Annotated in this window: 8 protein-coding genes; 3 read left to right on the top strand and 5 right to left on the bottom strand. The window is 76.9% G+C overall.

The window, feature by feature from the left end; all coding sequences use genetic code 11:
* Nucleotides 1-981 (top strand): BadF/BadG/BcrA/BcrD ATPase family protein, encoded by a 981-nt coding sequence (locus tag F1641_RS01785; protein ID WP_194902763.1) that lies wholly within the window; start codon nt 1-3, stop codon nt 979-981.
* 230 nt (nt 982-1,211) lie between these two features.
* Here the strand turns inward: F1641_RS01785 and F1641_RS01780 are convergent, their stop codons facing one another.
* From F1641_RS01780 to F1641_RS01770, 3 genes are all read right to left on the bottom strand, one after another.
* Nucleotides 1,212-4,724, bottom strand: coding sequence for a UvrD-helicase domain-containing protein (locus F1641_RS01780; RefSeq protein ID WP_375541453.1), 3,513 nt, complete (start codon nt 4,722-4,724; stop codon nt 1,212-1,214).
* Nucleotides 4,712-7,984 (bottom strand): ATP-dependent DNA helicase, encoded by a 3,273-nt coding sequence (locus F1641_RS01775; protein ID WP_194902761.1) that lies wholly within the window; start codon nt 7,982-7,984, stop codon nt 4,712-4,714. Before F1641_RS01775 ends, F1641_RS01780 begins: the two co-directional genes overlap by 13 nt.
* Nucleotides 7,985-8,045: 61 nt before the next feature.
* Complete coding sequence (locus F1641_RS01770) at nt 8,046-9,020, bottom strand: LysR family transcriptional regulator (RefSeq protein WP_194902760.1); 975 nt, start codon at nt 9,018-9,020, stop codon at nt 8,046-8,048.
* A 118-nt stretch (nt 9,021-9,138) separates the two neighbouring features.
* Between F1641_RS01770 and F1641_RS01765 the strand changes: the two genes are divergently transcribed.
* Both F1641_RS01765 and F1641_RS01760 read left to right on the top strand, forming a co-directional pair.
* Entirely contained in the window at nt 9,139-10,146 is a 1,008-nt protein-coding gene (locus F1641_RS01765) for a putative oxygenase MesX (protein WP_194902759.1), read from the top strand.
* An 11-nt stretch (nt 10,147-10,157) separates the two neighbouring features.
* Nucleotides 10,158-11,207 carry a methionine synthase gene (locus tag F1641_RS01760; RefSeq protein ID WP_194902758.1) on the top strand — a complete coding sequence of 350 codons (1,050 nt, stop codon included), beginning with the start codon at nt 10,158-10,160 and terminating at the stop codon, nt 11,205-11,207.
* 7 nt (nt 11,208-11,214) lie between these two features.
* Here the strand turns inward: F1641_RS01760 and F1641_RS01755 are convergent, their stop codons facing one another.
* Together F1641_RS01755 and idi are read right to left on the bottom strand one after the other, a co-directional pair.
* A complete protein-coding gene (locus F1641_RS01755) occupies nt 11,215-11,622 on the bottom strand; it encodes an MGMT family protein (protein ID WP_309225312.1) in 408 nt (135 codons plus the stop codon).
* Nucleotides 11,550-12,134: an isopentenyl-diphosphate Delta-isomerase gene (gene idi / locus F1641_RS01750; protein ID WP_309225311.1), complete on the bottom strand. Its 585-nt coding sequence runs from the start codon at nt 12,132-12,134 to the stop codon at nt 11,550-11,552. Before idi ends, F1641_RS01755 begins: the two co-directional genes overlap by 73 nt.
* Nucleotides 12,135-12,143 lie beyond the last annotated feature (9 nt).

Here is a 12,143-nt window from a genome sequence, read left to right as displayed (position 1 = left end):
GTGGGGACGTCGTGCGTCGTCGCGCTCGACGCCGGCGGCACGCACACCCGAGCGGCCTGCTTCGCGCTCGACGGCGCACTGCTGGGTCGGGCAGAGGGTCCGGCGGGGGCGTGGCACCACCACGACGACGCCGTCGAGAACCTCAGGTCGACCGTGCACCGCGCCCTGGCCGGCGCCGGGGTGGAGGTGAGCGGGGTCTGCGCCCTGGTGGCCGGAGTCGCAGGCATCAGCAGCCGCGGGACGGACGACGGCGCCGGCGGCGACCGGTCGCGGGAGTGGGCGGCCCGGCACCTGGCCGTCCCGGAGCTCTCCTGCCCGCAGGTCTTCGTCAACGACGCCGTCACGGCCCACCGCGGAGCGCTGCTGGGACGCCCCGGCGTCATCGTCGTCGCCGGTACCGGCTCGATGGTCATGGCGATCGCGGCCGACGGCGCGGAGGTCGAGAACGGGCAGCTCGCGCACTACGCCGGGGCGGCGCGCCACCTGGTGCTCGACGCGGTGCACCGGGTGCTGGCGGGGCGTGCGGTACCTGCTGACGACGCGTTCGTTGCCGGTCTGCTGGAGGCGCTGGGCGCCGACGGCGTCACCGCGCTGCGCCGGCTCGCACTCGACCTCGAGCTGCGGGAGGGGCAGCACGCCGTCACCCGCCGCTTCGGGCCGGCCGCCCCGCTGGTGACCGCCGCGGCCGACACCAGCCCCCTCGCTGACGCCGCGCTGCGGGCACTGGCGGAGCGCACCGCGACCGGGGTGCTGCTCCTGGCGCCGCTGGTGGGCACGGACCCCGTCGAGGTGACGACGACCGGTTCGCTCGCCACGGACCGAGCCTTCACCGTTCGCCTGTCCGCCGCCCTCAGCGGTGGCGGGAGCAGCGCAGTGCTCGTGCCCGCGTCGGTCGACGCGGTCCGAGGCGCGGCCCTGATGGCGTTCGACCTGGTCGGCTCCGTCGACGACGCGGTGCTCGACCGCCTGCTGCACCCCTGACGCCAGGGCCGCCGGCGCCCCTGCGGCGATCACGGACTCCTGGAGGCGTTCGCCGACGACCCGTGGCAGGAAGTCCGTGATCGCCGCACCGAACTCCGTGGTCGACATCCGCGACCCCATGGTCACTGCGGAGCGCGGCTCCAGCAGGTGCGCGTGGCGCGCCAGTGCTCGGCGAACGACCACGGTCGTCCGGCCGCACGACCAGCGTCGGGGCCGCCGCAGGGGGGAGGTCAGCCGCGGGTGTCGATGGCGGCGCCGACGGGCTGGGCGGCGGCCCCTCGGACGAGGGCCTCCAGCCCGGCGGCGTCGAGGAGGTCGGTGGGACGGCTGGTGGTGCCGGTCGTCGCGTAGAAGAACGCCGCCCCCACCCGGTCCAGCGGCACGCCCTTCCACCGCGACCACGCCAGGCGGTACACGGCCAGCTGCACCGCCGCGGCGCGCGCGGCGGCCCCGGTGGGCGGGCGGCCCGTCTTCCAGTCGACGACGTCGACGCCGCCGCCCTCGGACGCCGGACGCGGGAAGACGGCGTCGACGCGGCAGCGGACCACCAGGCCCGCCACCGGCGTCTCCAGGTCGACCTCGACGGCGACCGGCTCCCGGTGAGCCCACTCCGAGGCCAGGAAGCTCTCCTGCAGCGCGGCGAGCGCCTCCTCGTCGTCGCCGAGGGGTCCGAGGCCGTCGCCGCCGTCGCCGGTGGCGTCACCGTCGTGCTCGTCGTCCGGCTCGTCGTCGAGGTCGAGCAGCGCCGCGGAGCGGAACCTCTCCTCCAGCCAGGCGTGGAACGCGACCCCGCGGCGGGTCGCGACGCGCGGCTGCACCGGCACCGGGCGGCGGACCGCGAGGGCGAGGGCCTCCGGGTCGGAGGCCAGCTGCACCAGCCGGGAGGCCGAGAGGTGGGCGGGCAGCTCCACGTCGGGGCTCCCCCCGGCGTCGCCGCGGGCGCGCTCGGCCAGCAGCGCCTCGACCTCGTCGGCCCAGGGACCGCCGCGGCCCGGGGGCTCCTCCGCACCGCCGGGGGTCTCGTCACCCTCGTCAGCGACTGAGAGCGCGAGCGCGACCGCCGCCTCGCGGACGGCCTCGGCGGCGGCCTCCAGGGCGGGGCGGCGGGGGCCGAGCGGGTCGAAGGGCCAGGTCGCGCGGCGGGGCTCGCGCAGCTCGGGGTTCTCGGGCTCCTCCGGGGCCTGCGGCAGCTCCGGCACCTCGCCGTCGCCGCGGCCGCGCAGGTGGTCCACCACCTCGACGAGGAAGGCCGAGGGGAGGCGCTCCTTCTTGCGCTCCCCGCCCCACCAGGCCCCGGTGAGCAGCAGCAGCGAGCGGGCCCGCGTCAGCGCGACGTAGGCGAGGCGGCGCTCCTCGGCGCGGTGGGCCTCGGCGCAGCGCTCCGCGTAGGCGGCGCGCTCGGCCTCGGCGCCCTTCGCGTCGAGCGCGGCCTCCCACCCGAGGTGGGGCAGGGAGTCGGCGTCACCGCGCAGCGGGTGCGGCAGCACGCCGAGGCCCGAGAGCCACCCCTGCGACGTGCGCGGGCGCGTGGGGAAGCCGTTCTCGGCGAGACCGGCGACGGCCACGACGTCCCACTCCAGGCCCTTCGAGGCGTGCACGGTCAGCAGCTGCACCGCGGTGCGGCTGGGCTCGGTGCCCTCCTCGCCGCCGTCGGACAGGCCGGGGGTGGGCTCGTCGGCGTCCGCGGCCTGGTCCAGGCCGTGCTCGTGCTCCTCCGCGAGCGCCAGCCACGACAGGAAGGCCCGCAGCGACGAGCGGTGCGAGACCCCAGCGCGGGCGGTCTCGGTGAAGGACGCCGCGACCTGCGCGAGCGCGTCGAGCCCGGCGCGGGAGGCCGCCGCGGAGCTGCCGCTCGCGGTCGCGCGCGCGGCCAGCTCGACGTCGAGCAGCAGGGCCCGCTCGACGGCGACGACGAGGTCCGCCAGCGGCAGGTCGAGCTCGCGCAGGCGGCGCAGCAGCAGGCCCGCCTCGCGGACGCGCCCGCGCCCGGCGTCGGACAGGCGGGAGCCGTCGGCGGTCTCCCAGTCGGCGGGGGGCGGGTCGTCGACGGCGTCGACCAGGCTGGCCTCCTCGGCCAGCTCCGGCGGCGGTGCCTCGTCGACGCCCTGGTCCGTGCGGGAGCGGCGCGAGGTGGCGCGGCGCCTCGACCAGGCGGCGAGCACCGCCAGGTCGCGGGCGCCGAGGCGCCAGCGGGGCCCGGTGAGCAGGCGGATGAGGGCGTCGCCGCGGGTGGGGTCGGCGACGGCCCGCAGCGCCGAGACCACGTCGACGACCTCGGGGCGCAGCAGCAGCCCGCCCAGGCCCACCACCTCGACCGGCACGCCGCGGGCGCACAGCGCCTCCTCCAGCAGCGCGAACTGCGAGCGGGCGCGGCACAGCACGGCGGCGGTGCGGCGCTGGTCGGCGGGGAGGCGGGCGTCGCCGTGCCAGACGACGGCGATCCGGTCGGCGAGCAGCGCCGCCTCCTCCCCCGCCGTCTGCGCCCACGCCACCTCGACCTCCCCGTGGCCGGCTCCGGGCCGGGGGCCCAGCACGGGCAGCGGCAGACGGGAGGCAGCGCGCAGCGGCTGCGCGACGACGGCGGCCGCGTCGAGCACGGCCACGTCGTTGCGCCAGCTCGTCGACAGCGCGAGGTGTGCGGCGGCGGCGCCGTCGGAGCGCCGGAACCGGGTCGGAAAGGCCTGCAGGCCGCCGGCGCTCGCGCCGCGCCAGCCGTAGATGGCCTGGTGGGGGTCGCCGACGGCCGTGACGGGGTGCCCGCCGCCGAAGAGGCGGGAGAGCAGCTCGGCCTGGGCGGTGGAGGTGTCCTGGTACTCGTCGAGCAGCACCACGCCCCAGCGCGCGCGCTCCAGGGCGGCGACCGCGGGCACCTCGGCCGCGATGCGCGCCGCGAGGCGGACCTGGTCGCCGTGGTCGAGCACGCCCAGCTCGTGCTTGCGCTCGGCGTAGCGCCGCAGCAGCGGCAGCACCCGGCGCCGCTGCTCCAGCACCCTCAGCGCCGCGGCCACCTTGGCGGGCTGCTTGCCGGGCAGCGCCCCGACCCGCGCCAGGACCCCGGCGAGCACCGCCTCGACGGCGTCGACGTCGACCAGGTGCTCCGCGCACTCCCCCGCCAGGGCGAGCACCGCGGTGACCACCGTGGACGGCGCGGCGTCGAGGTCTCCCAGGCCGTCGGCGCCCTCGCCGTCGGCCGCGTCGACGACGTCGGCCGCCAGCTGCCACGCAGCAGCGGGTCCGACGAGCTGCGAGCGCGGCTCGACACCGATGCGCAGGCCGTGGTCGGTGACCAGGCCGGCGGCGTAGGCGTGGTAGGTCGCGACCGTCGGCGCGCCGTCGCTGCCGGAGGCCGCGGCGGGGACCGCGCCCCCGCCGTCCCCGCCGCCGTCCTGCTCGCTGCCGCTGCCGGGGGCTCCGGGGACGGGCAGCAGGCCGGCGGCGTCGAGGGCCGCCAGGCGCAGGCGCACCCGCTCGGCGAGCTCGCCGGCGGCCTTGCGCGTGAACGTCAGGCCGAGCACCCGGTCGGGCTCCACGTGCCCGTTGGCCACGAGCCACACCACGCGGGCCGCCATCGTCTCGGTCTTGCCCGAGCCCGCGCCGGCCACCACCAGCAGCGGCGCGAGCGGCGCCTCGATGACGGCCGCCTGCTCGGGGGTGGGCGGGTGCTGGCCCAGCGCCGAGGCGATGTCCGCCGCGCTGAGCACCCGGGGCGTCGCCGTGGTCGCCGTCGGCGTCACCGCACGCACCCGCCCTCGGGACGCAGCGGGCAGCTCGTGCGCACGGGGCACGTCGAGCAGAGGTCGTTGGCGACGGCGTCGAAGGCGCTGGCCGCCATGCCGTCGGCGGTGCGCTGCAGCAGGTCGTGCGCCCAGGCCGGGTCGGCGGCGTCGGCCAGCGGCGGCTGCGCCTGCACGCCCGGCTTGGCGCGCGTGCCGCCGAGCTGGACGAGCGCCGCGCCACCGCTGCGCTCGCCCTCGCCGAGGGCGCCCGAGTCGACGACGGCCTGGTAGAGCCCCAGCTGCGGGTGGGCGTCGAGCTCGTCGGCCTTCGGCGCCCGCTTGCCGGTCTTCAGGTCGACCACGCGCAGCGAGCCGTCGGGCTCGCGCTCCAGCCGGTCCAGGCGGCCCCTGACCAGGGCCCGACCGATGGCGGCGTCGACCTCCACCTCGACCCCGGCGAGCGAGCGCCCGGCCGTGCGCGCGTCGAGCACGTACGCGGCGAGCATCCGCACCATCCGCTCGGCCTTGCGGCGCTCCCGCTGGCCCACCCACGTGTCGGGCAGCCCGAGCGTCGGCCACAGCTCGTCGAGGCGGGCGGTCATCTCCGCGAGGCTGCCCTCGGGCAGCTCCTGGCCGATGCGGTGGACCAGGTTGCCGACGCCCTGCTGCAGCGAGTCGGCGGGGCGGCCGCCGCTGCTCTCCAGCAGCCAGCGCAGCCCGCAGCGCCCGAACGACTCCACCGCCGACGGGCTGACCGGCACCGGCTGCTCGGGGTCGCGCAGGGGCCGCTCGTCGGAGACCGGGGGCAGGCCGTACCAGTCGCGCGGGTCGGCGCCCGGGACGCCGGCGGCGGCCAGGCGCGCCAGGGCCGTCGCGGCGTCGGCCCGGCGCGCCTCGTCGACCACGGCGCCGGTGCCGTCGCGGGCGCCGACGGGCACCAGCAGCACCGAGCGCAGCTCGGCCACGAGCGCCGGCAGCGACGTGGCCCGGGGCACGCTGCTGAGCGGGCGCTCGGTGTCAGCGGCGGCGTCCGGCCCGCCCTCGGCCGGTGCCTCCGGCGGGCAGACGAGGTCGACGAAGGGCGAGGGGCGCTCGTCCTCGCTGCGCACCGCGGTCACCACCAGGCGGCGCCGGGCGCGGGAGACCGCGACCTGCAGCAGGCGGTGCTCGTCATCCAGGACCTGCCGGCGGGCCGCCGCCGCGGCCGCCGCGGCGGCCACCTGCTCGTCGGCGGACAGGCGCCCGGCCAGGACGTCGGCCAGCTCCGGGGCGCCCAGCAGCGACCCGCGCAGGCGCGTGTCGGGCCAGGCCCCCTCCTGCAGACCGGGGACGACGACCACGTCCCACTCGCGCCCGGCCGCGGCCGTGGGGGTCAGCAGCTCGACGGCCCCGGCGCCCGTGGCGCGGGCGGCGAGGGTGTCGGCGGGCACGTCCTGGGCCTGCAGGTGCTCCAGGAAGCGCTGCGGCGGCGAGCCGGGCTCGCGCTCCTCGTAGCGCGAGGCCGCGTCGAAGAGGGCGACGACGGCGTCGAGGTCGCGGTCGGCCAGGGCCCCCGCCGACTCCGCCCCCAGCCCGGAGGCGGAGGGCGCCGCGAGCGCTCGGTGGCGCCACCGCTCGGCGAGACCGGTGGTGGCCCACAGCGCCCAGAGCACCTCCTCCGCGCTGCCGCCCGCCTGCGCGGCCGCGCGGCCGGCCGCGAGCACCGAGGCGACGTGGCGCGCCGGGCGGGCCGCGCGCGCGGGGAGGTCGGGCCAGCGCTCGGGGTGGAGGACGGCGTCGACGAGGAGCGCGTCGCTGCTGCGCCGGCCGCTCTCCGGGGGCGCGGCGCGCTCGGCGGCCAGGAGCACCTGGCGCAGCCGGCGCAGGGCCAGCGGGTCGGCGCCGCCGACGGGAGGGGCGAGCAGGGCGAGCACGTCGTCGACGGAGACCTCGCCCTCCTCCGCCAGGACCAGGCGCAGCGCCACCAGCAGCGGCACGACCGCCGGCTCGGCGCGCACGGGCACCTCGGCGGGCGGGACCACCACCGGGACGCCGGCGCGGCCCAGCTCGCGCCGCAGCGCCCCCGTGCCGCCGGCGCTGCGGACCACCACCGCCATCGCACCCCACGGCGTGCCCTCGCGGACGTGCTCCTCGCGCAGCAGCGCGGCCACCAGCGCGGCCTCCTGCGCGGGGGTGGGCAGCAGGTGCGCCTCGACCGCGCCGTCCTCGGCGGTGGCGGCGGGGTCGGCGTCGCGCTGGGCAACGGCTCCGACGCTGCCGGTGCGCGCCGCGACCCGCACCGAGGCGGCGGCGACCGCACGGCTGGACCGCCACCGGGTGGGCAGCACGGCCACCGGCGCCGGCCCGCCGGGCCCGGCGAAGCGCTCCGCGGCGCCGGCGAGAAGGGTCGGGTCGCCGCCGCGGAAGGTCGTGGTGGTGGCGTCGGGGTCTCCGAGCAGCAGCACGTCACCGCCGCGGCCGACCAGCAGGTCGAGCAGCTCGGCGGTGGCGGCGGTGGACTCGTGGTGGTCGTCGACGGCCACCAGCGCCAGGCGCGCGCGCTCCGCCGCGAGGAGCGCCGGGTCGGCGCGCAGCGCGGCGCAGGCGTCGTGGACGATGGCGGCCGGGTCGTGCGCACCGGGGCTCGCGAGGGCCGTGACCTGCAGGTACTCCGCCAGCACGGCGGCCGCGGCGCGCCAGGTGGGCCGGCGGTGCGCCTTTGCCAGGTGCGAGAGCCGGGCCGGGTCGACGCCGCGCTCCAGCGCCCGCATCAGCAGGTCGCGCAGCTCGCCGCGGAAGGCCGGCACGCCGCGCACGGCGGCGGGGACGTCGTCGGGCCACGGCGGGCCGGGCGCGTCGCCCTCCTCGTGGCCGCGGAGCAGCTCGGCGAGCACCTGGTCCTGCTCCGGGCCGGTGAGCAGCCGCGGCGCCGGCCCCCCGGACACCAGCGCGGCCCGGCGCAGCAGGGCCCAGGCCAGGGAGGCGGGCGTGCGCACCAGGGCCTCGGTCGTGGTGCGGCCCAGCCGCGAGCTGACCCGGTCTCGCAGCCCGGCCGCCGCCCGGCGCGACGGGGCGAGCACCAGCAGGGAGGAGGGGTCGGCGCCGTCGCGCTCGACCCGGGTGACCAGCGCCTCCAGCAGCGCCGTCGTCTTGCCGGTGCCCGGGGCGCCGAGGACGACGAGCGGTCCGCCGCCCACCGGGTGCTCGGCGACGCGGCGCTGCACGGCGTCGAGCGCGGGCGGGGCGGGGGCAGCCGTCGACACCGACGGCGCACCGCGCACGAAGCGCGGGGCGGCGACGGCGGTCATGGCAGGACCGTGCCACGCCCCACCGACAGCCCGGTCGGCCCGGTCGGCCCGGTCGGCCCGGTCAGCCGCTCGTCCTCGTCCGCCGACCGTGGTCGTCGTCCAGGAGCGCGACGCCGAAGCCGGAGACCACGGCCCGCACCTCGTCGAGGTAGCGCTGCGCCAGGTCGGTGAGGGGGATGGCGGAGTGGCCGATCCAGCCGATCTCGATGCGCTCGTCGACGTCGAGCGGGACGGCGGTGATCGCCGGGTCCAGGTCGTCGCTGACGATGCCCGTCGAGATCGTGTAGCCGTCGAGCCCGATCATCAGGTTGAAGATCGTCGCGCGGTCGGAGACGCGGACCTCCCGTGCGCTCGACAGGGTGGAGAGGATCTCCTCGGCGAAGTAGAAGGAGTTGTTCGTCCCCTGGTCGAAGGCCAGGCGCGGCAGGTCGGCCAGGTCCGCCAGGGTCACGCGCTCCTTGGCCGCGAGCGGGTTCGTCCGGGAGACGAAGATGTGGGGCCGGGCGATGAAGAGGGGCCGGAACTCGAGCCCGGAGTCGCGCAGCAGCTTGGCGATCACGTCGCGGTTGAAGTCGTTGCGGTAGATGATCCCCAGGTCGCTGCGCAGCGTGCGGACGTCCTCGATGATGTCCCAGGTGCGGGTCTCCCTCAGGGAGAACTCGTACTCCGCGCCCTCCGTGCGCCGGACCGTGCGGACGAACGCGTCGACGGCGAACGAGTAGTGCTGCGTCGACACCCCGAGCAGCCGCCGCGACGGCGGACCGCCGAGGTAGCGCTGCTCGAGCAGCGCGACCTGCTCGACCACCTGGCGGGCGTAGCCGAGGAACTCCACCCCGTCGGGGGTGAGCGCGACCCCACGGGCCGACCGGACGAGGAGGGTCCGGCCCACGCGCGCCTCGAGCTCCTTCATGGCCGCCGACAGCGTCGGCTGGGCGACGTAGAGGAGGTCGGCCGCGGCGCTGATCGAACCCTCCGCAGCGACCTCGATGAAGGACGCCAGCTGCTGCAGCGTCACCCCGTTCGACCGCCGTGCCACAGGAAGAGTCTATAGCGGGCCATCCCCGTGTCGTATTACCTGATGACCGCTGATCACCCGCACGATGAGACCCCGACGACCACACCGGCACGGCCGGACAGAGCCTGGAGCGGCCGCCATGGGAGCAGCGTTCGAGTTCAGCGTGACCACCACCCGCTTCGACGAGGACTACGAGCCGTCGAGCAGCTCCCGGATCACCACGAACTTCGCCAACCTGGCCCGGGGGGAGCACCGGCGGCAGAACCTCCGCCGGGCGCTGACGATGATCGACCGCCGGTTCAACGACCTCGTCGACTGGGACAACCCCGAGCGCGACCGCTACGCGGTCGAGGCCGACATCGTCTCCGTCGAGCTGGCCTTCACCGCCGACGCCGAGGGCCGGCGGTTCCCGCTCTTCGAGGTGCTCGACCTGCACGTCCTCGACCGGTGGACGGGCGAGCGGCGCCACGGGACCGTCGGCAACAACTTCTCGTCGTACGTCCGCGACTACGACTTCAGCGTGCGGCTGCCCGCGCTGGGCGCGGGCGGGGCCGGGGCCGCCCTCCCCGACGACTTCGGCGACCTGCACGGCGCGCTGTTCCAGGAGTTCCTCGAGTCCGGCACCTACCGGGAGCGGTTCGCGCAGCAGCCGGTGGTCTGCATCAGCGTCTCGACGAGCCGCACCTACCGCCGGACCGCGAACCACCACCCCGTCCTCGGCGTCGAGTACCAGCAGGACGAGCCCTCCCTGACCGACGCCTACTTCGCCAAGATGGGGCTCGGCGTCCGCTGCTTCATGCCGCGCGGCGCCGTCGCCCCGCTCGCCCTCTACTCCCGGGGTGACCTGCTGAACGACTACACGAACCTGCAGCTCGCCAGCACCGTGGCCACGATGGAGGCGTTCCAGAAAATCTACCGGCCGGAGATCTACAGCGCGAACTCGGCCGCGGGGCACACCTACCGGCCGAGCCTGGCGCACGAGGACTTCTCGCGCCCGCAGGTCGACTACGACCGTGACGAGCGCAGCCGGCTCGCCGTCACGCAGGGGCGGTTCACCGAGGAGCACTTCGTGGAGCCGCACCGCGACGTGCTCGAGCAGTGGGTCGCGGGCTGCCGGGCGACCGCCGTCCGGACCGCAGGGGTGTGAGGACCACGACCATGACCACGACCACCAGCACGACCCTCCCGACGTCGATCGTCGGCAGCCTGCCCAAGCCGTCCTGGCTCGCCCAGCCGGAGACCCTCTGGTCGCCCTGGAGGCTCGACGGCGAGGCCCTCGCCGAGGGCAAGCAGGACGCGCTGCGCGCCGTCGTCCAGGAGCAGCACCGCCGCGGCGTCGACGTCGTGAGCGACGGCGAGCAGACCCGCCAGCACTTCGTCACCACGTTCATCGAGCACCTGACCGGCGTCGACTTCTCCCAGCGCGAGACGGTCCGGATCCGCGACCGGTACGACGCGAGCGTGCCGAGCGTGGTCGGGGCCGTGAGCCGCGAGCGGCCGGTCTTCGTCGACGACGCGAGGTTCCTCCGCAGCCAGACGGACCGGCCGGTCAAGTGGGCGCTGCCCGGCCCGATGACGATGGTCGACACCCTCTACGACCGCCACTACCGCAGCCGCGAGAAGCTGGCCTGGGAGTTCGCGACCATCCTCAACCAGGAGGCCCGCGAGCTCGAGGCGGCGGGGGTCGACGTCATCCAGTTCGACGAGCCCGCGTTCAACGTCTTCCACGACGAGGTGCGCGACTGGGGCGTCGCGGCGCTGGAGCGGGCGGCGGAGGGGCTGCGCGCCCAGACCGTCGTCCACATCTGCTACGGCTACGGCATCAAGGCGAACAACGACTGGAAGGCGACGCTCGGGGACGAGTGGCGCCAGTACGAGCGGTCCTTCCCGCTGCTGCAGCGGTCCAGCATCGACGTCGTCTCGCTGGAGAGCCACCACTCGCACGTGCCGGTCGAGCTGGTCGAGCTGCTGCGCGGCAAGGGGGTCATGCTCGGGGCCGTCGACGTGGCGAGCCACCAGGTGGAGACCCCGGAGGAGGTCGCCGACACCCTCCGGAAGGCGCTCGCCTACGTCGACGCGGACCTGCTCGTCCCCAGCACCAACTGCGGGATGGCGCCGCTGCCGCGGACGGTGGCGCACGAGAAGATGAGCGCCCTGGTCGCGGGGGCCGCCCTGCTCCGCGAGGAGCTGGCCGCAGCCGGCCGGTGAGCAGCGCTCAGCCGGGGGCGTCCCCGGGGCCGTCCCACCGGCACCTGCCCAGGTCGAGCCGGCTCGTGCCCAGCACCAGCGGGTGCCCCTCGTCAGCCCAGTGGATCATCGCCCGCGGCACGAGGCCCTCGGGCAGCGAGCCGTCGGCGCGGACCACGCGCCACCACGGCAGCTCGTGCCCGTGCTGGCTCATCACCGCTCCGACGGCGCGGGCCGCGCCCCAGCCGGTGAGCTCTGCGACGTCGCCGTACGTCAGCGCCATGCCCTCGGGGATGGCGAGGACGAGCGGGCCGACGTCGTCGATGTAGGCGCGTCCCGGCGGGCGCTGCCGGTGCTGCGGGCTCAGCCCCGGGCCCCGCTCGTCGCGGCGCCCAGGCCGAGCCGGCTCAGCTGGCCGAGCTGCAGGACGGCCCACGGGGAGATGGCGAAGGGCGTGCGCGCGGCGAGGGCGACGGCGTCGTCCCACTCCACCCACGCCCACTCGGCGACCTCGTCGGGGTCGGGCACCGGGTCGGCGTCGGCCACGGCGGTGTAGACGGGGCAGAACTCGTTCTCGACCACGCCGGAGGCGTCGACCGCGCGGTAGGCGAACTCGGGCAGCCGCTCCGCCAGGTCGCGCACCTCCAGGCCCAGCTCCTGGCGGGCGCGACGGCGCACGGCGTCCTCGAAGGACTCCTCCGGGGCGGGGTGCCCGCACACGGAGTTGGTCCACACGCCCGGCCAGGTCTTCTTGGACACGGCGCGGCGGGTCATCAGCAGGCGGCCGCGGGTGTCGCTGACGTAGCAGGAGAAGGCCAGGTGCAGCGGGGTGTCAGCGGTGTGCACGCCCGCCTTGGGGGTGCTGCCGACGGGACGGCGCTCGTCGTCGAGCAGCACGACCAGCTCGGGGGCCTGCTGCTCGGCGCCGGTGGCCAGGGAGGTCGTCACCGCACGAGG

Origin of the sequence: Quadrisphaera sp. INWT6 (assembly GCF_015390235.1) — a bacterium.
In the GTDB taxonomy this organism is placed as follows: Bacteria; Actinomycetota; Actinomycetes; order Actinomycetales; family Quadrisphaeraceae; genus Quadrisphaera.
This window is presented reverse-complemented; position numbering and strand designations above follow the sequence as displayed.

Bases quoted from the DNA above. Each gene is read 5' to 3' on its own strand.
- F1641_RS01765 (WP_194902759.1), top strand. From the start codon at position 9,139: ATGGGAGCAGCGTTCGAGTTCAGCGTGACCACCACCCGCTTCGACGAG.
- F1641_RS01775 (WP_194902761.1), bottom strand. From the start codon at position 7,984: ATGACCGCCGTCGCCGCCCCGCGCTTCGTGCGCGGTGCGCCGTCGGTG.
- F1641_RS01760 (WP_194902758.1), top strand. From the start codon at position 10,158: ATGACCACGACCACCAGCACGACCCTCCCGACGTCGATCGTCGGCAGC.